The sequence below is a fragment of the Nocardioides sp. YR527 genome, from assembly GCF_900101045.1.
Taxonomy (GTDB): Bacteria; Actinomycetota; Actinomycetes; order Propionibacteriales; family Nocardioidaceae; genus Nocardioides.
Map to the genome: position 1 here is coordinate 536896 of NZ_FNFN01000004.1, position 20846 is coordinate 557741.

General features: G+C 69.7%; 20 protein-coding genes. 16 read left to right on the forward strand and 4 right to left on the reverse strand.

The window, feature by feature from the left end; translation table 11 throughout:
* Positions 1 to 63: 63 nt before the first annotated feature.
* The 3 genes from BLT25_RS15130 to cls are packed head-to-tail and all read left to right on the forward strand — an operon-like array spanning position 64 to position 3085.
* On the forward strand, positions 64 to 903 hold the full coding sequence (locus BLT25_RS15130; protein WP_176883922.1) for a YhjD/YihY/BrkB family envelope integrity protein: 840 nt from the start codon (positions 64 to 66) through the stop codon (positions 901 to 903).
* Between the two features lie 35 nt (positions 904 to 938).
* Positions 939 to 1607, forward strand: a complete 669-nt coding sequence (locus tag BLT25_RS15135) for a GAP family protein (RefSeq protein ID WP_091047358.1) — start codon at positions 939 to 941, stop codon at positions 1605 to 1607.
* On the forward strand, positions 1607 to 3085 hold the full coding sequence (gene cls / locus BLT25_RS15140) for a cardiolipin synthase (protein WP_091047361.1): 1479 nt from the start codon (positions 1607 to 1609) through the stop codon (positions 3083 to 3085). Before BLT25_RS15135 ends, cls begins: the two co-directional genes overlap by 1 nt.
* Here cls and BLT25_RS15145 read toward each other — a convergent pair.
* A complete protein-coding gene (locus BLT25_RS15145; RefSeq protein WP_091047364.1) occupies positions 3057 to 4793 on the reverse strand; it encodes a SulP family inorganic anion transporter in 1737 nt (578 codons plus the stop codon). The genes cls and BLT25_RS15145 overlap by 29 nt on opposite strands.
* Before the next feature lie 140 nt (positions 4794 to 4933).
* On the opposite strand from BLT25_RS15145, the gene BLT25_RS15150 reads away from it, so the two are divergent.
* The 6 genes from BLT25_RS15150 to BLT25_RS15175 all read left to right on the forward strand — a co-directional run bounded on the left by BLT25_RS15150 (position 4934) and on the right by BLT25_RS15175 (position 9325).
* Entirely contained in the window at positions 4934 to 6727 is a 1794-nt protein-coding gene (locus BLT25_RS15150; RefSeq protein WP_256328611.1) for a SulP family inorganic anion transporter, read from the forward strand.
* Positions 6728 to 6830: 103 nt separating this feature from the next.
* Positions 6831 to 7250 carry a DUF6325 family protein gene (locus BLT25_RS15155; RefSeq protein ID WP_091047368.1) on the forward strand — a complete coding sequence of 140 codons (420 nt, stop codon included), beginning with the start codon at positions 6831 to 6833 and terminating at the stop codon, positions 7248 to 7250.
* A gap of 14 nt (positions 7251 to 7264) precedes the next feature.
* Positions 7265 to 7588, forward strand: a complete 324-nt coding sequence (locus BLT25_RS15160; RefSeq protein WP_091047370.1) for an SHOCT domain-containing protein — start codon at positions 7265 to 7267, stop codon at positions 7586 to 7588.
* 45 nt (positions 7589 to 7633) lie between these two features.
* Positions 7634 to 8158 carry a DUF1269 domain-containing protein gene (locus BLT25_RS15165; protein ID WP_256328612.1) on the forward strand — a complete coding sequence of 175 codons (525 nt, stop codon included), beginning with the start codon at positions 7634 to 7636 and terminating at the stop codon, positions 8156 to 8158.
* Between the two features lie 62 nt (positions 8159 to 8220).
* Complete coding sequence (locus tag BLT25_RS15170) at positions 8221 to 8649, forward strand: DUF7144 family membrane protein (protein WP_218131349.1); 429 nt, start codon at positions 8221 to 8223, stop codon at positions 8647 to 8649.
* The gene (locus tag BLT25_RS15175) at positions 8636 to 9325 is read left to right on the forward strand and encodes an HdeD family acid-resistance protein (protein ID WP_143033762.1); all 690 of its coding nucleotides are present in this window, start codon (positions 8636 to 8638) and stop codon (positions 9323 to 9325) included. Before BLT25_RS15170 ends, BLT25_RS15175 begins: the two co-directional genes overlap by 14 nt.
* A 113-nt stretch (positions 9326 to 9438) precedes the next feature.
* Here the strand turns inward: BLT25_RS15175 and BLT25_RS30465 are convergent, their stop codons facing one another.
* The 3 genes from BLT25_RS30465 to BLT25_RS15190 all read right to left on the reverse strand — a co-directional run bounded on the left by BLT25_RS30465 (position 9439) and on the right by BLT25_RS15190 (position 14791).
* Complete coding sequence (locus BLT25_RS30465) at positions 9439 to 12060, reverse strand: helix-turn-helix transcriptional regulator (protein ID WP_091047376.1); 2622 nt, start codon at positions 12058 to 12060, stop codon at positions 9439 to 9441.
* A gap of 236 nt (positions 12061 to 12296) precedes the next feature.
* Positions 12297 to 12938: a hypothetical protein gene (locus tag BLT25_RS15185; RefSeq protein ID WP_143033763.1), complete on the reverse strand. Its 642-nt coding sequence runs from the start codon at positions 12936 to 12938 to the stop codon at positions 12297 to 12299.
* An 80-nt stretch (positions 12939 to 13018) separates the two neighbouring features.
* Positions 13019 to 14791 carry a SulP family inorganic anion transporter gene (locus BLT25_RS15190; RefSeq protein ID WP_218131350.1) on the reverse strand — a complete coding sequence of 591 codons (1773 nt, stop codon included), beginning with the start codon at positions 14789 to 14791 and terminating at the stop codon, positions 13019 to 13021.
* Positions 14792 to 15003: 212 nt separating this feature from the next.
* On the opposite strand from BLT25_RS15190, the gene BLT25_RS15195 reads away from it, so the two are divergent.
* From BLT25_RS15195 to BLT25_RS15225, 7 genes are all read left to right on the forward strand, one after another.
* Entirely contained in the window at positions 15004 to 15381 is a 378-nt protein-coding gene (locus tag BLT25_RS15195; protein WP_091047382.1) for an SHOCT domain-containing protein, read from the forward strand.
* Positions 15382 to 15452: 71 nt separating this feature from the next.
* Entirely contained in the window at positions 15453 to 16223 is a 771-nt protein-coding gene (locus BLT25_RS15200) for a CYTH domain-containing protein (protein ID WP_091047383.1), read from the forward strand.
* 123 nt (positions 16224 to 16346) lie between these two features.
* The gene (locus BLT25_RS15205; protein WP_091047386.1) at positions 16347 to 16628 is read left to right on the forward strand and encodes a hypothetical protein; all 282 of its coding nucleotides are present in this window, start codon (positions 16347 to 16349) and stop codon (positions 16626 to 16628) included.
* On the forward strand, positions 16625 to 16849 hold the full coding sequence (locus BLT25_RS15210; protein WP_091047387.1) for a hypothetical protein: 225 nt from the start codon (positions 16625 to 16627) through the stop codon (positions 16847 to 16849). The genes BLT25_RS15205 and BLT25_RS15210 overlap by 4 nt, the downstream gene beginning before the upstream one ends.
* Complete coding sequence (locus tag BLT25_RS15215; protein ID WP_091047390.1) at positions 16846 to 17376, forward strand: hypothetical protein; 531 nt, start codon at positions 16846 to 16848, stop codon at positions 17374 to 17376. Before BLT25_RS15210 ends, BLT25_RS15215 begins: the two co-directional genes overlap by 4 nt.
* Positions 17377 to 17601: 225 nt before the next feature.
* The gene (locus BLT25_RS15220) at positions 17602 to 20157 is read left to right on the forward strand and encodes a winged helix-turn-helix domain-containing protein (RefSeq protein ID WP_143033764.1); all 2556 of its coding nucleotides are present in this window, start codon (positions 17602 to 17604) and stop codon (positions 20155 to 20157) included.
* 118 nt (positions 20158 to 20275) lie between these two features.
* On the forward strand, positions 20276 to 20824 hold the full coding sequence (locus tag BLT25_RS15225) for a hypothetical protein (protein ID WP_143033765.1): 549 nt from the start codon (positions 20276 to 20278) through the stop codon (positions 20822 to 20824).
* The last annotated feature ends 22 nt before the right edge of the window (positions 20825 to 20846 follow it).

Genomic DNA, 20846 nt, shown 5'->3' on the forward strand with positions numbered 1-20846 from the left:
GCCCGGAGCGGTCACCGGAAACGGGCGAGGGTGAGTCGTCGTGCCCCGGGGAACACTGCTCACGTGAACGTGGCTGACCTGCGGGACCGGGTGGACGCCTTCATCGCCCACGTCCCTCTGCTGCGGAAGCTGGCCACGGAGACCATTCGGATCGAGTTCATCGACCGGTGCATGCTGATCGCCGCCCAGGCGCTCCTGGCCATGGTGCCCATGCTGGTCGTGCTGGCGGCCTTCCTGCCCCACCTCACCGGGAACGCCCTGGAGCAGGTCTCGCAGGTCACCGGAGTCGGTGACGAGGCCGTACGCCAGGTGTCGGGGGAGGTCGACCTGGACCAGGTGCGCTCCGAGACCGGTGCGTTGGGCCTGGCGATCACGATCGTGTCGGCGACGTCCTTCGGCCGTGCCGTGCAGCGGATGCTCGAGCGGGTCTGGGAGCAGGAGCACGTCGGAGGCCTGCGCGGAGCCCGCCGCTGTCTGCTCTGGGTCGTCGCCTGGCTGGCCTGCCTCGGGGTGGTCAACACGGTCGTCAGCCTGCTCACCGATCCGGGGGACCTGCTCCGTACGTTGCTCCAGATCCTGGGAGCGTGCCTGGTCTGGTGGGGGAGCAGCTGGGTGCTGCTGTTCGGACGCACCCGTGGATGGCTGCTGCTCCCGGGTGCGGTGCTGACCGGCGTCGTGCAGGTCCTCTACAGCCGAGGCTCGGCGTGGCTGATGCCTGCCTACGTCGAGTCGAACGCCGAGCAGTTCGGCATGCTCGGTGTGATCCTCGCGCTCTCGACCTGGCTGATCGGCTTCGGCGGCATCGTCGTCGGCGGGGCGTTGCTCGGCCGGCTGCTCGTCGAGGACCCGGTCATCGCCTGGTTCGTGCAACGGGTGCGTACGTTTCTCACCCGGGAAAGGTGAGGCCGGCCGACGCCGGTCCGCGCTGAAGTCGGTCCATGGGCGAAGCAATAGGCGAGTCTCTGCCGATCGCCGTGGGTGTGCTCGTCAGCCCCATGCCGATCGTCGCACTGGTCCTCATGCTGGTCAGCCGCCGGGCCGGCTCCAACGGGGCGGCCTTCGTCGCCGGGTGGCTGTCGGGCATCTTCGTGCTCGGCACGCTCGTCGCGCTGCTCGTCGGTGCGGCCGGATCGGGCGACGCGGACACCCCGACGTGGGCGGCACTGCTGAAGATCGTGCTCGGAGCTCTGCTCCTCCTGCTCGCCGTACGCAGCTGGCGGGGCAGGCCGGCGGAGGGGGAGCCCGCGCCGACGCCGTCGTGGATGGCGGCGCTGGACGAGTTCAACGCGTTCAAGGCGTTCGGCACGGGCGTACTCCTGGGATCGGTCAACCCCAAGAACCTGCTGCTCGTGGTCTCGGGGGCCAGCACGATCGCGACGGCGACAGCGGTGACCGGCGAGCGGATCGTGGCGATGGCCGTCTTCACCCTCGTCGCCAGCCTGGGCGTGCTGGTGCCGTTCGGCATCTACCTGCTGGCCGGTGAGCGCGCGGCCAGGCTGCTGGAGGGCATCAAGGCCTGGATGATCGCCCACAACGCCGCCATCATGACGGTCCTCCTCGTCGTGCTCGGGGTCAAGATGATCGGCGACGGGGTGGGTTCGCTCTGATGGACGGGGCGACCTGGGTCGCGAGCCTCCTCAGCGCAGCTCTTGTCATCGCCCACATCACCATCTGTGTGGTGGCTCTGGGCGTCATCCCCGGCGGCCGGAAGCCGTCCACGGGCCTGGCCTGGCTGTTCCTCATCCTGGCGCTGCCGGCGTTCGGTCTGCTCGCGTTCCTGCTCTTCGGGAGCACCAGCGTCGGCCGCAAGCGCCGGGCCTGGCAGCGGCAGGTCAACGAGCTGGTCAGCGCGGAGATCAGATACGACCCGGCGGCACAGACCGCTCCGGCGGGCCCCTCCGGCGGCGCAGTGCGGCTCAACGAGCGCCTGGGGTCCCTGCCGTTGACCGGGGACAACCGGATCGAGGTCCATCCTGACTATGCGCGGACGTTCGCGGCCATGACCGAGGTCGTACGCGGTGCCCGGTGGTTCGTGCACGTCGAGTTCTACATCTCGGCCTGGGACGATTCCACCAGCGACTTCTTCGACGCACTCGTCGCCGCGGTCGCCCGCGGGGTGGAGGTGCGCTTCCTCTTCGACCACCTCGGCTCGCGCGGCATCCCCGGCCACCAGGACATGCTGTCGCGGCTCGAGGGTTCCGGCATCAAGTGGGCGCCGATGCTGCCGGTCCGGCCGCTGCGCGGTGAGCTCCGCCGTCCGGACCTGCGCAACCATCGCAAGATCCTCGTCGTCGACGGCGTGGTGGCGTTCGCGGGCTCGCAGAACCTCATCGAGCCCGGCTACAACAAGCCGAAGAACCACAAGGCTGGGCGCGAGTGGGTCGATCTGATGATCCGGATCGAGGGGCCGGCGGTGCGGGACCTGGCAGTCGTCTTCGCGACCGACTGGTACGCCGAGACCGCCGAGAGCATCCGCGACATGCTCGTCCCACGTGCGCCTGTGGAGGTGGAGCAGACGGAACGAGCCGCCGAGAAGGTGGCATGCCAGGTCGTGCCGAGCGGTCCCGGTTTCGTGACCGAGAACAACCTGCGCCTGTTCAACACGCTGATCTACGGCGCGCAGTCGCGGATCTGCCTGGTCAGCCCCTACTTCGTTCCGGACGAGTCGCTCCTCTACGCCGTCACGACCGCCGCCCAGCGCGGTGTCGAGGTCGAGCTGTTCGTGAACGAGGGCGCCGACCAGTTCATGGTCTTCCACGCTCAGCGCTCCTACTACGCCGACCTCCTCGACGCCGGTGTCCGGATCCGGCTCTACCCGGCGCCGTACGTCCTCCACACCAAGTTCTTCACGGTCGACGACACGATCGCCGTCGTCGGCTCCTCGAACATGGACTACCGCTCCTTCGCGCTCAACTACGAGGTCATCGTGCTGCTCGAGAGCGAACAGGTGGTCGACGACCTGCAGAGCGTGCTCGACGACTACCGGGAGCGGTCGAGCACGCTCAGCGCCGAGGAGTGGTCGCGACGCGGGCGCGGGGCCGCGTACGTCGACAACGTCATGCGCCTGACGGCGGCTCTTCAGTAGCTGCCTTGTCGGCGGCCGCCGCGAGGGCGGCCTCCACGGTCGGGTAGACCGACGGCGGTCCTTCCTCGGCGGCCTCGGTCAGGACATCGCGCACCTGGCCCACGTCGCCGGCGAGCGTCAGGTCGGCGCCGAGACGCTGTAGATCGGCACGCAGCTGGGTCAGCATCTCGGTGGCGGTGACGTCGATCGACGGTGTGGCCCGGCCGTCCAGCACGACGAGTCGAAGGTCCGGCACGCCCGTGGCGAGGTCGCGGACCCGCTCGCGTACGAAGTCGGCGTTGACGAACAGCAGGGGCGCCTCGACCCTGACCACCAGGAAGCCCGGGACCCCCGCGTACGCCGGGTTGCGGATCTGGTCCACCCACAGGCCTCGGTGCGGCGAGGTGCCGCCGTTCTCGGGACCGTCGACGGGCGCCAGCGGCGCGATGTGCGGCCGCGAGGTCCGCGCGATGAGCAGAACGACGGAGGCGATGATGCCGATCACGAGACCGGGCAGGGTGTCGAAGACGAGCACGCCGACCAGCGCCGCGACGGCGCCCACGAAGTCGGCGCGCGCGGTGAGCTGGTAGACCTTGGTGAGCCGTCCGGTCCGGATCCGCCACAGCCGGCGCAGCGCGGCGATGTCGACGAGCTCGATCACCGCGGCGATCACGATCGCCGCGAGGGTAGCCTCGGGAAGGTCGGCGAAGAGCTTGGTCATGAACAGCAGCGTGAGCAGCGTGAGGACGGCGGCGGTCACTGCCGAGAGCTGCGACCTCGCCCCGGCCGAGCCGTTGACGGCGGTCTTGGACAGCGAGCCGTTGACCACCATGCCGCTGGCCAGGCCGGCGCCGAGGTTGGAGACGCCCAGACCGAGCAGCTCGCGGTTCGGGTCGATGTCGTAGCCGCTCTTGGCGGCGTACGTCTTCGCAGCGCCCAGGCCCTCCGCGAACCCGACGAGCATCACGCCGACGGCCGCCGCGAGGAGGTCGCGGAACTCGGGAGCCGACACATCCGGGAAGCCGATCGCGGGCAGGCCGGCGTCGATGTGGCCGACGATGGCGAGCCCGTGCTCGTCGAGGCCGAGCAGTGCGGTGAGCCCGATGCAGACCAGCGCGACGATGAGGGAGGCGGGAAGGAGCGGCACCATCCGCCGCAGGACGAGCAGGACAGCGAGGCTGCCCGCCCCGATGGCGATGGTCAAGGCGTCGACGTCACCGAGGTGGAGCAGCAGGTCCCAGGCCTTCTCGAAGAAGTTGCCCGAGCCCTTCTCTACACCCACCAGCGCCGGTAGCTGCCCGATGATGATCGTCAGTGCAAGCCCGATGATGAAGCCTCGCAGGACCGGCTCGCTGATGAAGGCGGCCAGGAAACCCAGGCGCATCAGGCCGGCGATGAGCGCGACGATCCCAGTCGCGATGGCCAGCCCGACGGTGAGCGCGACGACGTCGGCCCCACCGGACGCGAAGTCCGCCACGATCCCGGCCGAGAGGGCCGCGGTCGCCGACATCGGTGCGACGATCAGGTGCCGCGAGGAGCCGAGCAGGCAGTAGAGCACCAGAGCGGGCACGGCCGCGTACAGGCCCACGACCGGCGGCACGCCGGCGATGGTGGCGTACGCCAACGACTCCGGTACGAGCACGGCCCAGACCGTGAGCCCGGCGAGGACGTCGGACCTGATCCAGGACGGCGAGTAGCCGCTGAACGACGGAGCGATGAGTCTGGCCACGATCGGTGAGGTTGCTACGCCGGGCCCGTTCCGGGATCGCCCGGAAGGGGTGAGCCTGGGGTCACCCCGCCGGTGGAGGATGCGTTGACGGCGTGGGCCCGACGTCCGTACGCCTTCCTCCTGCCTGGATTGGAGCGCCGGTGGCCAAGGGCGATATGGAACCTGACCCGGACGGTCGTACGTCGCTGCAGCGGCTCTACACGGGGCCGCTGCGTCGCGCCCAGGCACGTGCGCAACGAGTGCTGCGGAGAGAGGTCCGTGAGATCACCCCGCAGAAGCGCCACTGGCGCCGCGACCTCGTCGCCGGGCTGCCAGGGGCCATCGCCAGCGTGCCCGACGGGATGGCGTCGAGCGTGCTCGCCGGGGTCAACCCGACCCACGGGCTCTACGCCTCCTTCGCCGGTCCCATCGCGGGCGGTCTGACCTCCTCGACCCGGATGATGGTGGTCACGACCACCAGCGCCTCGGCGCTGGCCGCCGGCTCGGTCCTGGCCGGTCACGACGCCGACGACCGGTCGGCGGCGATGCTGCTGCTGACGATCGTCGCGGGCGCGGTGATGCTCCTGGCCGCACTGTTGAGGCTCAGTCGCTACATCAGGTTCGTGTCCTACTCGGTGATGCTCGGCTTCCTCACCGGGGTCTCGGTCAACATCGTGCTCGGCCAGCTCCCGGACATCGCCGGCGTGGACGCCGAGGGGCCCTTCGCCGCGGCCAAGGCGTGGGACCTCCTGACCCGGCTCGACGAGAGCAGTCTGCCCACCGTCGCGACCGGGCTGGGGGCGCTGCTCCTGCTGCTGGTGCTGGCTCCGACCCGGCTGGCGGTGGCCTCGTCGCTGGTCGCGCTCGTCCTGCCGACCCTCGCCGTCCTGGTGACCGGGGCCGACGTCGTCAGGGTCAAGGACTCCGGCAAGATCCCGCAGGGCCTGCCCGTCCCGCAGCTGCCCGACCTGAGCCTGCTCGACATGGACATGGTGACCGGTGGGATCGCCATCGCTGCGCTCGTCCTCATCCAGGGAGCAGGAGTGGCCGAGGCCGTCCCGAACCTCGACGGCAGCAGATCCTCGATGCGCCGCGACTTCACCGCTCAGGGTCTCGCCAACGTCGCCTCGGGGTTCTTCGGCGGCCAGCCGGTCGGCGGGTCCGTGGGACAGACGGCCCTCAACGCGACGGCCGGCGCCGTCTCCCGCTGGGGCGCGATCTGGGCGGGCATCTGGATGGTGGTGATCCTCGTGCTGCTCTCCGGCGTCGTCGGCGAGGTCGCGATGCCGACCCTCGCCGCTGTGCTCATCTACGCCGGCGCCGCGTCCATCCACCCCCGCGAGGTGGTGGCCGTCGCGCGGACCGGTGTCATCCCCGCCGTCGCGATGACGGCGACCTTCGTCGCGGTCCTCCTGCTGCCGGTCGCGCAGGCGGTCGGCATCGGCGTGATCGCCTCGCTCCTGCTGCAGCTGCGACAGGACTCCCTGGACCTCAGGCTCGTGCGCATCGAGCGGGACGAGGAGGGGCGCTTCATCGAGAGCCCGGTGCCGCGGACGCTGAGGCGTGGCGAGCTCGTCGTGCTCGAGGCTTACGGCTCGCTGTTCTATGCCGGGGCGAGGACGCTGCAGCGTCGGCTGCCGCTCCCGCCCGAAGGGCCGGAGCCGAACCGGGGCGAGGAGGCGGGCACCGCGGTGGTGCTGCGGCTGCGAGGGCGTACGACCCTGGGCGCCACGTTCTTGAAGGTCGTGGGGGACTACGCCCGGGACCTGGACGGAGCGGGCGCGCGTCTGTATCTGTCCGGGGTCGACCCCGACCTCGTCGAGCGCTGGTCGGCGGACGGCACGCTCCAACGGCTCAGCGGGGTCCACATCGAGCCGGCCACCCAGATCCTGGGGGAGTCCACGCACGCTGCGGTGGTCGCGTCGCAGGAGCCACCCGCCGACCGGCCGGAATGAACCGGCCCAAGTCACCCGATGCGGGTGATCAGCACGGGCGCGACGCGTCCTAGCGTCGGAAGCGTCCTGCCGTCCGGCAGGCGCGCGATACGTGGGAGGCACGATGGAACGCGGCCCGGTCGAGATCCTGTTTCTTTCGATGGCGGAGGATGTCGAGCTCGGCGACCTCGCGGCGGTGCTTCGGCAACCCGTCGAGAGCGGAGTGATCCGGATCATCGACTGCGTACTGATGGCCAAGGACACCGGCGGCAGCTTCCGGGCCCTCGACCTGGAAGAGGCGGAGGGTCTGCCTGCGGAGCTGTCGGGGCTTCAGATCGACGCCAACGACCTGCTGAGCGACGCCGACATCGAAACGTTCGCCACCGCCCTGGAGCCCGGCCAGGCCGGCCTCGCGGTCGTCTACGAGCAGGTCTGGGCGCGGGAGGCCGTCGGACGCATCCGGGGCGTCGGTGCCGAGGTCGAGCTGTTCTTGCGGGTGCCACCCGAGGACGTCGACGTCGCCTTCGCATCCGCCGCCCGCTAGAGAGGAGACACGTCATGTTGCGCAGACGCATCGGCCGGCCCGGTCTCATCGGTGCCGCCGCACGTACGGCCGTCATCGCCGGCACAGCCACCGCCACCTCGAACGCCATCAACCGCCGGCAGGCGGCCAAGGCCCAGGAACAGGCCGAGGCACAGGCGTACGAGCAACAGCAGTACGCAGCGGCCCAGCCACCTCCGCCGGCGCCCGCTCCGGCGGCACCGGCGGCACCGGCGCAGAGCGACCTGATCGGGCAGCTGAAGCAACTTGGGGAGCTGCACGACCAAGGGGTGCTCAGCGACGAGGAGTTCGCAGCCGCCAAGCAGCAGCTGCTCGGCTGACGGACACCGGGAGCGGGGGAGGACATGTCGACAGGAACTCTTGCCGTGTGGAGCTTCGACACTCCTGAGGGCGCCGAGGAGACCATGCATGCGCTCGAGGAGCTGGCTCGTGAGGGCGTCATCGACGTCCACGACGCCGCGGCGCTCTCCTGGCCGTCGAGCGGCACGAAGCTGAGGACGACCGAGCTGCATCCAGCCTCGGGCGCGGCCGGGGGAGCGTTGGGCGGGTCCTTCTGGGGTCTCTTGCTCGGCTTCATCTTCTTCGTGCCGCTGCTCGGCGCCGCCCTGGGCACCGCCACCGGGCTGGTCTCGGACGCGCTGAGCGCCGTCGGGATCGACGACGGCTTCATCAACAGGGTCCGGGACCGGGTCACCCCGGGGACCTCGGCCCTGTTCGTGCTGGCCACGGACAGCGTCGTCGACTCGGTCAGGGACGCGATCGGAGGGCGACTGCCGTCCGACCCGATCTTCACCGACCTGACCGACGGCCAGGAAGCAGCGCTGCATGACGTCTTCGGTGCCGGAGGATCGCCCGTTGCGGGTGAGCCCGCCGGGGCCGAAGCGGCCTAACTTCTGGTGCACTGAAGCGGGTCGACGAGAAAACCGCTCACGACTACAGGGAGTACCCCATCATGAGCACCACCACACCACAAGGCGGAGGCTACGACTCTCCGGTCAAGACCGCCTTCGCCTTCTCCGGCGCGATCTTCGCAGGCACCATCCTCACGACGGTCGGCATCTTCCAGATCCTCACCGGCATCGCTGCCGTGGCCGAGGACAAGGTCTACGTCAAAGGCATCGACTACGTCTACCAGTTCGACCTCACCGCCTGGGGCTGGATCCACATCGTCCTGGGCGCGATCGCGATAGCCGTCGGCGTCGGCTTGCTCCTCGGACAGACATGGGCCCGTATCGCCGGCATCGTGATCGCGGTCATCGGCTCGATCTCCGCCTTCGCCTTCATGCCCTACTACCCGTTCTGGGCGCTCGCGATGCTGGCGCTCTACATCTTCGTCATCTGGTCGCTCGCGCAGCTGATGTCGAGTCGTGCCGAGCTCTGAGATGGCCAGCTCCGACATCCCGGGCCCCGACGTCTCCGGCTCGGAGCCTCCGGGCCCCGACGTACGGAGCTCGGGTGCCGGCCAGGATCCGTACGAGGCCACACCGACCCAGGAGCGTCCGGTGGGCTCCGGCTCCGTGTTCGAGGGCCTCGGGGACTACTGGGGCGTGGTCCTGGCCTACGGGCTGGTCTCCACGGCACTCGGCGTCATCCTGGCGGTCTGGCCGAAGCAGACGATCGTCGTCGTTGCGGTGATCGTCGCGATCCAGATCATCGTGTCGGGAGTGTTCCGGCTCATCGCCGCGGTGGCCGGCAGGTCCATGGACGGCGGTCTGCGAGCGGTCGTCGGCTTCTCGGGGGCGCTGGCGATCGTCGTCGGCCTGCTCTTCCTGCGGGACCCGGTCCAGACGCTGCTCATCGTCACCATCCTGCTCGGGGTCTGGTGGGTCATCGGAGGCGTCGTCGACATCATCGGCGCCATCCTCCGGCCGGCCCCTGGGCGGCGCGTGTGGGACATCACCGCCGGTGTCATCACGGTCCTCGCCGGCGCCGTGCTCCTCATCAACCCGGAGCTGTCGCTGGGCGCGCTCCTGCTGGTCTCCTGCATCTGGCTGATCGCCGTCGGCATCATCGCCATCGTGATGGCCTTCCGCCTCCGTTCCGAGGCCAAGAGCTGAGATTCAGCACGAGCGAGGTCCGGGACCTCGCGAACACGGCAGTCCGGCCGAGAGCGAGCTCGATCGCCTCGGCCGGCTCCGTGTCGAAGTCGCCGCGTAAGCCGGCGCAAGCCTCAGATGAGGTTCAGGCTCCGCGCCACGGCCAGCGCCTCGCTGCGCCGTGAGGCCCCGAGCTTGGCGTAAAGGCTGCTGACGTGGGTCTTCACCGTGTTCTCGGAGACGAAGAGCGCGGCGCTGATGTCGGCGTACGTCGATCCGCGGGCGAGCTCACGAAGGACGTCCCGTTCCCGGGCGCTCAGGCCGGGGAGCGGCCCGGCCGACTCGTCGACCGCTTCGGCCGGTCGGGGAGTGCCCTGGTCGAAGTAGGTCGTCAGGCTGGGCATGTCGGCGATGCCGGCCGAGATCCGGCCGACCCAGCGATGCGGCCGGAGCGCAGGGAACCGCCCGAGCATGGTCTGTACAGGCGTCCCCTGCCGGGTCCAGCCGAGGAACGGGATCGCGTTCTGGCGCACCTCGGTCTCGATCGCGACCTGCTGGAGATGTTCGGCCGCCGCGTCGGCGTCCCCCAGCTCGTGGAGCAGCTCCGCGCGCCCGACGAGCGCGATCCCCCGGGTCATCGGCTGGGACCAGGTCGCGTGCTGCGCCGCGACGTCGAACTGGTCCGCGGCGAGGCGCCGGTTTCCGTCGAGGTCCGCGCGCAGCGCCCTGGCCAGGGCCGCCTCGCCGGTCATCCCGTGCTCGGTGAGCTCGTCCTCGACGGACTTCAGCGAACGTCGGTCGGTCGCCAGCGCGGCCAGCTCGGCCAGGTTGATCAGCAGAGTGACCTGCAGGTGGTCCGGTAGCTGGAAGGCCCCGGGCAGGTCCAACGGCTCGCCGAGGATCTGGCGGGCGCGCACGACCGAGTGACTCGACAGGGTGATGTGTGCTTCCCGGAGCCTCATCCAGAACCGGGTGCACAGGTCTGCCGGATGAAGCTTGCCGTCCGCGACGGGCGCCAGCTCGAGCCAGGGGAGCCGTGCGGTGCGCGCCAGGGCCGCTGCCAGCGCCGTCCGGGTGCGGGTGAAGTTGCTACGGGCGCCGTGCGGCCGACCGTGGTCGGCCCGCTCCAGCAGGGTGGCGGCCTCTTCGGCGATCTCCCCGCAGGCGGCCTCGCGACCCAGCATGTACTCGGTCATCGCCAGGTGGCTGGAGGCGTCGGCCCCGACCGCCGGCATGTCCCAGGTGCGGGCGAGCCCGATCGCCGAGGTGAGGCTCTGCTCGGCCTCCAGCAGCTGACCGAGCCAGCTCTGGGTGACGCCGAGCTCGATGAGCAGCTGCGGCAGGATGTCGGCCTCGCCGCCGGCGCCGTGCGTGCCCCGGACCACCTCCGCCGCCCGGTCGGCCGCGGCGCGCAGGGGCTCGAGGCCGAGTCGTGCCCGCATCAGCCCGATGCAGGCGAGCTCCTCCTCCGACATCGTCGCCGACTCCGCCACACACCTGTCGAGCCAGTGCTCGGCCTCGGGTACGTCGCCGTCGAGCCAGGCCTCGACCGCGAGCGCGAACCAGGCCCTCGGGGTCGTCTCGACGTGCTCGGCGAGGTTGCGTGCGAAGGTGCGGAGGCGGTCGCCGTCGCCCCGTATCGCCGTCCTGACTCCGTCGTCGGCGAGCACGACCGCCATCTCCTCGTAGGCACCGACGGCCTCGAGGCGGCGCAGTGCGCCCTGCGCCTCGCCGCGCGTGCGGTCGATCCGGACGGCACGCACCACCGTCGATCGCGCCCTGGCGACGTCGACGCCGCCGGCGACCAGCCGGCGGCGTACGACCTCGGCGAGCAGCGGATGGATCCGGTAGGCCTCCTCACCCCCGGCGTCGGGGACGAGCGGGACCGCCCGGGTCACCAGCAGCCCGGTGCTCTCCATCTCGGTCAGCGTCTCTCCGGCGCTCGGGTTCTGGGAGAGGTGTGCGGCGGTCCTGGCGGTCACCAGCGTCTCGGCGGACGTGCACAGCAGCAGATGCCGCGCGCGTGCGGACAGCGACGCGAACACCTCGCTCGCCACCCGGTCACCGAGACCGATGGTGCCGTCCTCGAAGGCTGTCTCGCCCGCCCTGCCCGGAGGGCTCACATGGGCCGACCGGGCCGCGAGCACGACCGCTGCGCACCAGCCGCGGGCCTGCTGGACGATGGCGTCGATGACAGGCCTGGAATGGGTGCGGGCGTGCTCGACGATGAGCGCCTCGGCCTCGGCATCGCTCAGCTGCAGAACGTTGCCTCGCACGACCGAGAAGTTGCCGAGCAGCTCGGGCACGAGCCTGGTGAAGGGCAGGTCCCAACGGCTGATCATCACCAGCCGCATCGAGTCGGGGTCGTTGTTGAGCCGCTCGTTGAGCATCCGGTGCGTGGCGGCGCGAAGCAGGTGCGCGTCGTCGATGACGATGCGAGGGGGCGTGCCCTCAGCAGCCTCGTCGAGCATCGCGGAGAGCTGGTCGGGAGTCATCGTGCCGTCGGCGTCCACCCAGCGCTGGGCGCGGGGAGCTCCGTCGTCGGTCTGCTGCCGCAGCCATCCGGCGACCCCCAGGGTCTTGCCGGCGCCGGCGGGTGCGATCAGCAGGGTGATCGCGGCATCGGCAGAGCGGTCGAGGTCGGCCCACAGTGAGCGGCGTGGCACGTAGACCCTCGGGAGGCGGGGCCAGGGGGCGCTGGCCGCGGCGTCCCCGTCCCTGGCCGCGGGTATCACCGCCGCCTCACGGCGCGACATCGGTGCGGGTCCTGCTGTCGTCGGGTCTGTAGCGGGCGCCGGCCTGCTGCGCTGCACAACCTCTCCCCTCGGTCAGAGCTCAGATACCACGTCGGCGTCGTGTGCTCGTTGGGGGAGAGTGCTGATGAGCGTCACAGCGCCGTAGATGATCGGCATACCCGTCCGGTCATCCTGCGATGCTACTCAAAGTAAACGGCAAAAAATAGAGAAGGATCACCTATTTCAGGTGACCGGGTTCAGATCATCTTCGGAAACGTCATGAGGACGACCGCCAGAATCACGAAACCCACTCCGCCGACACAGAGCAGGGCCCACTGAGCGCGGCGGCGGCGCATGCGCTCGGAGAGGGCCGCGAAGAAGAGCACGCAGGCGAACCCGATGGTCAGGACCGTGTAGTTGTCGCCGCGCTGGTTGTTGCGGAGCGCCTGGTCGAACTTGCGGTCGGCGGTGTCGTCCGCGGCCCTGGCCTGAACGGACTCGGGGATGACGTACTCCTCCATGTCGAACGGCGTGGCGGGGGCGTCGGGGTCCTTGAGCGGCCGGGCGTCGAGCCACGCCGGGAAGACCGTGGCCAGCGGCTCCGGGAAGCGCGCCTGGAGAAACTCCGTGAGCTCGGTGTCACCGCTCTGGTAGGCCTGGAGCCACTGCGTGAACAGGGAGACCTGGACCGACAGCTTGCGGTTGGCCGTGGCCTCCATCCGGGCGGCCTCGATCCGGTTCGTCGAGGCCTGGGAGAAGGAGATAGACATGGCGCCGCTCCACTTGCTGGCCTGGAAGCCGGTCCAGGCGGTCAGGATCGCCGTCACGGACAGCAACAGGATCGCGATCAGCTCGCGCCAGTCCGTACGCGAGTGCTCAGGAGCCACAGTGGTCGTCACGATCCCATGGTGCGTACGCCGGGGGGTGTCGGTGATCGCCGGAAAGGGGTGAACGAGCCGATCCGTGCGAACAGCTCGGTCTAGAGGGCCATCTGGTCCGGCGGCCAGTCGCCCTCGTGCGCGTCGCGGTAGGTGCGCCCGGTCGACGGCCACCCTCGGTCGCCGGCCTCCTCGGTGTCCTGCGCCACCCAGGCGACGGCATCGTCGTAGGCTTCGCGGGTCGCCTCCCAGATCACCGCGGTGCCCTGGTAGACGGAACCTGCCGAGCCGAGCGTGTCGTCGATCTGCAGCTGGCGCACCAGCCGCTCGTTGTCGGTGACGATCACCAGCCTGCTGCCGAGGTCGGCGAGCCCGGCGGCGTACGTCCCGAGCACCTCGAGCAGGGTGGCACCGGCATCGTCGGCGCCACGCAGCCGCAGGATCACCACGGACCTGCGCGAGGCCGGTGTCAGGTCCGGCATCTGCGAACGCAGCGAGCTGGCGGTGGCGAAGAAGATCGGCCCGTACGGCTGGAGCACCACGACCTCGCGCTCGCCGAGGCTCCCCGGCGGGTTGGTCTCGATGACCCGGTTGTCCGCGCCCATCACCAGCCGGCGCGTCACCAGCCGTGAGGACTGGCCGATCACGAAGAGGAGCACCGAGAGCCCGACACCGACCAGCACGGCGTACTGCAACGGCATCAGCAAGGTGAGCACCAGCGTCGTCAGCATCACCGTCAGCGGCACCGGCCCGGTCTTGCCGACCGCGATCAGCTTGGCCGGCTTGACGGTGCTGACGCCGACCACGATCAGCAGTCCGGCGAGCGCCGGCATGGCGACGAGCTCGACGACGCCGGCGAAGAGAACGATGACGGCGGCCATGACGGCTGCCGCGACGAGGAGCGCGAACCGGTTCCGGGCGCCGGCGCCGACGACCAGCGAGGTGGCCGACATCGACCCGCCCACCGGTACGCCGCGGAAGAGGCCGGAGGCGATGTTGCCCGCTCCCTGCCCGATGAAGTCGCGCGAGGGGCTGGTGGTGCCGTCCGGGTTCGGGAAGCCCGCCGAGACCCCGGCGCCCTGGACCATCCCGACGAACGCGAGCGCTGCGGCAGGGAGGAGGAGGTCGAGCGTGGCCGACAGGTCGGGGAACACCGGAAGAGGCAGCGAGCCGGGGACCTCGGCGACGTCGGCGACCAGCGCCACGGTGTCGCTTCCCAGCGCGTTGAGCACGGCGGCCAGCGCGGAGCCCACGGCGACGGCCACCACCAGCCCGGTGGCGCCCAGGCGGGTTCGCTGCAGGACGAGGATGCCCGCGATAGTGGTCAGGCCGACGACCAGGGATGCGAGGTCGACCCCGCGAAGGTGCAGGAGCAGGTCCAGCGCCGCGGTGACGCGGTTGCTTCCCTGGGAGTCGTAGCCGGTGAGGTTGTCGAGCTGTCCGAGCACGATGCTGATCCCGACCGCGGAGATGAACCCCGTCATCACCGACTTGGACACGAACCGCAGCAGCCGGCCCAGGCGGAGGGCACCGGCGACGATCATGACGACGCCGGTGAGGATCGAGAGGGTGGCGAGTGCCCGCACCGGGTCGTCGTACGCGTCGAGGTCCACGTCGGCGACGATGATCGCCATCGCCCCCGTGCCCTGGATCGCCATCGCGGCGGTCCCGGTGAACAGCGCCCCGCCGGCGAGCCCGAACAGGTAGCCGTAGAGCCCCGCGACCGGGTTCACCCCGGCGAGCAGTCCGCTGGCGAGCCCGTCCGGGACCGACTCGATGCCGAGCACAGCTCCGGCAGCGGCATCGCGTCGTGCCGTACGCCGATCGAAGAGATGGCGAGGCAGAGTCACCCGCTCGCGCAGCCAGGTCAGCACCGCACCATCGCATCGCTGCCGCCGCGGGGCCGCCTCACCTGACTCGGGTGAGGCACCCGTGTCGTTCCCGCCACTGAGCGGAGTCGGCTATCACCCGTTGCGGGTGAAGGGAACTCCTGCCCGAACCCCAACCATGGGTCCATGCTGCTGAGCCGACCTCGGGTGCTGGCCAGCATTCTCTGCCTCATCCCGAATGAAGGAGAACTACTCACATGAGCTTCTGGGACATCATCTGGTTCATCATCGTGTCCTTCGCCTTCGTGGCTTACCTGATGATCCTGTTCAACATCGTCACCGACCTCTTCCGGGACAAGTCGGTCTCCGGGTGGATCAAGGCCGTCTGGATGATCGGTCTGGTCTTCCTGCCGTTCCTCATCGCCGTGATCTACCTGATCGTCCGGGGTAAGGGGATGGCGGAGCGTCAGGGCCAGGCGTACCAAGACGTCCGGGCGGCACAGGACGACTACATCCGCTCGGTCGCCGGCTCATCTCCCGCGGAGGAGATCGCCAAGGCCCAGCAGCTGCTCGATGCCGGGACGATCACACCGGAGGAGTTCGCCGCCCTCAAGGCGAAGGCCATGGCCACCTGACCGACATCTGCTGCGCAGTCGTCCGGCCGGGGTGATGCCCCGGCCGTGTCGGCGTGGAAACGTGACATTCCATGTCCACAAGTACCCAGCCACCGGGACTGCTCTCCGCCGAACAGCTCGGTGAGCTGCTCGAGCTGACCAAGCAGGCCGACAGCGTCGAGCTCAAGATGACCGTGCCGAAGGCCGAACGGCCTCTGGCCGTGGCCGCCCTGGGGCTCGACCCCCTGGACGCCCAGATCCGGCAGGTGTACTTCTTCGACACCGCCGACCTGGCGCTCAACCAACGTGGGCTCGTCGTCCGCGCGCGTCGGATCCAGGGACGGAACGACGACTCCGTCGTGAAGGTGCGGCCGGTCAACCCGACCGAGCTCTCGGCGGCGCGCAAGTCCAAGAACCTGACCGTCGAGGTCGATGCGATGCCAGGAGGCTTCGTCTGTTCGGCCTCGATGAAGGCGACCCGTGGCCGGACCGACGTCAAGGAGGTCGCCGCGGGCACGCGCCCGATCCACAAGCTGTACACGAAGGAACAGCAGAGCTTCTTCCGGGCAAACGCCGCCTCGGACATCGAGCTCGATGATCTGGTGCGGCTGGGTCCGATCACTGTCCTGAAGCAGAAGCTGAGACCACAGGAGTACGCCGGCCGCCTGGTCGCCGAGCTGTGGTTCTACCCGGATGGCGCGCGAGTCCTCGAGCTCTCCTCCAGATGCGCACCCGTGAACGCCTTCCAGGTCGCCGCGGAGCTGAAGGCGTTCCTGGCCGGGCGCGGACTGGAGATCTCGGGCGACCAGCAGACCAAGACCGCGACAGCGCTCGCGTACTTCGCGAGCGAACTGACCGCATAGCCGCACCGGTGGTGCCGTGGTCCTCATCCACCACGGACGACGTCCGATCGGTGCTTCCATACCAGGCTTGGTTCAGCTATGGCTGACGAGGACGCACCGAGCGCGGGAAGTCGAGTTGAGATCATGGATCAGAACCCGCGGGAGCAGGGAGCCGCCGGTGCCGCCGATGCCCAGGCCTTCGAGATACGGGTCGCCGGACTGGTCCCGCAGCGGGTCCTGCTGCAGCTCGCCGACGTCGAAACCTCCTCGCGCGAGATGAGGACCGTGTTGATCTGCCGGTGTCGAGACCAGGCCGAGCTCCACGGGTTGCTCGCGAGACTTCGGACCTTCGGTCTCGATGTCGTGGAGGTCCGGCGGCTCATCACCGGGACTGCGGACGAGGAGCCGACCGGAGGTGACGCATGAGTGAGGCTGGGCCCGACGCAGAGGTGGTGTTCGAGCTGACCGTTGAGGGCGAGCTGGGTCCGGTGCTCCGTTGTGCGTTGCAACCGGATGCCGTTGAGCGGCAGCCATCAACCACCTTTCGAGCCACAGCCGGCGCGGGTCTCGGCGTGGCTGACCTCGTGGGCATGCTGGATGCGGAGGGGCTGACGGTGGAGAGCATCCGTGTGGCCGGGCTCCGATGAACAGCGAGGATGTGGGTCGCGAGGTCCGCGAGCCGCACCCGAGCGAGGATCAGCGGTTCGGACGCGGGCCGCGGGCGGTCGCCGGTGCCGTCTACGGTCTCGTCTCGGTGATCGCCGTCATCGTCGGAGCGTCCCACTTCGACGACTCTGCCGGCCGAGTCTTCGCCTTCGCCGTGGTCTCCAGCGTGGTGATCTGGTCCGTGCACGTCTACGCGTCGATACTGGCCGAATCGGGGTCGGAGCTCGCACCGTGGCGCAGCGTTCTCATCGCGGGCGTGCGTCACGAGATCGGAATCGTGGAGGGCGTCTTCGTTCCGCTGCTCATCCTGCTCCTCGGCGCGATCGGGTGGATCGAGGACGGACGGGCCATCGCCTGGTCCATGTGGTCCGGCGTCGTGCTCCTCGTTCTGGTCCCGCTCTTCTGGCTTCGTCGGACGGGCCGCTCGTGGTTTGGGTCCTTGGTCGCGTCCGGGGCTTGTGGGCTGCTCGGCCTGGGCCTGACCTGGATGAAGGTCCTTCTCCACTGACCCAGGCGTGCTGACGCATACGGGCTATGTACGGCATCAGGATGCCGTACTAGCGTGGTGAGTTCCTCGGGTCCGCTGTTCCCCCTTGTTCAATCCGTTGGGCGCTCTTGCGCACTGGTTCGATCTAGGAGGCGCGTCGACGCGATGGGACCTCACCCCGGCGATGGCTGGTTCGGCGTCCCGACGGTTCCCTCGGGATATGTGCCGCGGCCCCGTCTCCTGGAGATGCTCGATCGCAGTGACGACTGTCCGTTCGTGCTGGTCAGTGCCCCTGCTGGGACCGGGAAGACGGCCCTGCTGGTGGACTGGGTCGCGGCAGGCGGGGAGCAGGATCGCACAGCGTGGATCACCTTCGAGGAGACGGATGTTGCGTTCTGGCCCGGTCTCCTCGGGTGCCTCGAAAGCCTGGGCGTAGCGGTGTCACCCGATACGGTCCGCAGGGACGAGGGCTCGCTCGACCGCCAGGTTCGCCGGGCGGTTGCGGAGGCGGTCTGTGACCACCCGTCACGGATGACGGTCGTGGTGGACGGACACGACCTGCTCTCTGCTGAGGTGGCGGAAGATCTGGACTTCCTGCTGCGACATACCGGCGACCGTCTCCGGCTGGTGCTGGCGACGCGGGCCGATCCGGTGCTTCCGATGTACCGGTACCGGCTCGACGACACGGTCGTCGAGGTGCGGATGTCGGACCTGGCCTTCACCGATGAGGAAGCCGGTGAGCTGACCCAGCGGGTGGGACTGACTCTGACACCGGAGTCCGTGCACGCGCTCAACCTCCGGACGAAGGGATGGGCAGCCGGGTTGCGCTTCGGCGCACAGCTGCTGCGGATGCGGCAGGACCCGGATGACACCGTCTCGGAGATCGTCGGCGACACCGGAAACATCGCTGAGTACCTCGTGGGCGAGATGCTGGCCGCCCAGAGCCCAGACGTACGTGCCCTGCTGCTGGCGACGAGCGTTCCCGACACGATCCAACCGGGACTGGCCGAGGCGCTCGCCGGTCCCACGGCCGAACGTACGCTGAACCTTCTGACCCGGGACAACGTGCTCATCGAGCCGGTGTCGGAGCGTCCTGGGTGCTACCGCTACAACCCGCTCTTCCGGGACCTTCTACGCGCCGTGCTCGCCTATGAGTCGCCTGACGAGATGAGACGGCTGCAGCGAGCGGCGGCCGAGTGGTACGCCCGAGACGGCCAGGTCGCTGCGTCCGTCGGGCACTTCGTCGCGATCGAGGCCTGGGAAGAGGCGGCCGCAGAGGTGGTCGACGACCTGGCGGTCGGCCAGCTGCTGCTCGACGACAGCACGAGCGCCTTGACCCAGTCGTTGCGGTCGATCCCGTCGGAGCTGGAGGACCCCGCATCCACCGTCGTGAGAGCGACCCTCGCGTTGGGCGCCGGCGACACCACCGGTTTCACGAACGAGCTGGCTCAGGTGCGGACCGAGCCGGGTGCGTCCTCAGGGTCTCGTCCATGGGCCACGAACGTAGCTGTCCGGGTGCTGGAAGCCGTGGGCGCGCGGGCGTCGGCGGACCCGAGCGAAGCGATGTCCCTCGCCACCGCGGCCGAACAGGCTTTGGAAGCGCCGGACCGCGGGCCGAAGGGGACGTCCCGTCCCGAGCTGATTGCGCTCGTCCTTCTCAGCAAGGGCATCGCGGCCCTGCGCCAGGGAAGGCTGGCGGCGGCTGATGCGATGTTCAAGTCCGGCGTCGCAGCTGCCATGGGAGCCGGATCCGAGGCCGTGGTGGCGGAGTGTCTGGGCTACCAGGCCGTCATCGCCTGCTGCCGGGGCAAGCTCTCCAGGGCCGCGAGGCTCGGGGATCGAGCGATCGGCGCGGCCGAGTGCATCGGTGTCAACGCAGCAGACCGGACGGCCGCCGCCCGGATAGCGCTCGGCTGGGTGGAGATGGAGCGGTACGACCTGCGCGCCGCAGCCGATCACGTCCAGGCGGTCGAGCGACAGGACCTGGCGCTGCGCGATCCGATTCCGCATGCCTTCCTGGCCTTGATCAGGGCGCGCCTGCAGGTGGCGCACGGTGACCGGCTCGGCGCGGTCGGCAAACTCGAGGACGCGGTCGCGGGAGCCAAGGACGAGCGTGGTTGGCTCGGTCAGCAGCTACGCATCGAGCTCGCCCACGTTCGAGTCGCCGCTGGTGAGCCGGCGGCGGTTGAGGTCGACGGCCTGGGCGACCAGCCCGAGGCGGCCCTCGTCGTCGGGCTCATGCAGCTGCACCTGGGTGATGCGAAGGCCGCCGACGCCGCGATGTCCACGGTCCTGTCCAAGCGGGCGGCTGTGCCGGTCCAGGTCTCCGGCTGGCTGGTGGAGTGCGCGCGCCGGCTCCACGACGGACCATCAGCGCGGGCACACGCGGCGCTCGACCGGGCCCTCACGCTGGCCTCGCCGGAACGAGTGCGACGACCTTTCCACGAGGCGCCATCCGTGGTGCGACAGCTGCTCGTGCGGGACAAGCAGCTGAGCGCCGAGCACGAATGGCTCTTCGAGATCTCGGGGGCGCCCTCGCGTAGGCCGTCCGTCCAGAAGGGTGCCGCGGCCTCCACCCCGGCGCGTCCTCCCGCCCCCGTCTTCGAAGAGCTCACGGAGAAGGAGATGGAGGTCCTGGGTCACCTGGCGAACCTCCTCACCACCGAGGAGATCGCGGGCGTCATGTACATCTCCGTCAACACGATTCGCACCCACGTACGCAACATCCTTCGCAAGCTGGGTGTCAGCCGCCGGAACGCCGCCGTCAGGCGTGCACGCGAGCTCGGCCTCCTGCCGCAGTGAGTCGTCGCCGTGGCCCGGGCCCGGGTCGGTTCATCCGCAGAGGGTGACGTCACCGGCGCGGTCATGCTCCTACGGTCAGACGGCTGGAGTTCGACCTGCCGGAGACCTGGAGGAGACCGTGACCACATCAGACGTGAGCGCCCCCAAGCCTGGGCTGAGCGTCGGGCCGACGAGCGAGTTCAGCTTGTTCTTCCGGGTCAAGCCCGGTGAGGCGGCCTCCCTGCGCCAGGCGTTGCACGCCCTCCAGGAGACGCCGGGCTACCGGCCGGGCGACTACGGGATGGCGATCCAGACGATCCACGAGGCGCGATTCGTCCTGTTCGACGACGACACCCGGCTGGCGTTCATCACCAGCTTCGACGGGCCGTGGGACGCCTACATGGAGGACTTCTTCACCTCGGGTCCGACGTTGGCCCTCTTCGACGTGATCTTCAGCCACGTCGAGGGGTATGACGGACTGCCAGACCTGGCGGCCGTGCGCTCGTTCGTCCTGGGAGCCGAGCAGAGCGCCGCGGCGTACGCCCGAAACTACGGCGGCACGGTCAAGGAGATCCGCAAGGCGCAACGCGTGAACAGCGCCTTCCAGGAGGTCCTCGACCACCCGCAGGCTGCCGAGATCCTCGAGCACCCCGCGATGCAGCCGTTGCTCGACGAGGCCGCCGACTAGCCGCGCGGGCCGGTCGAGGAGC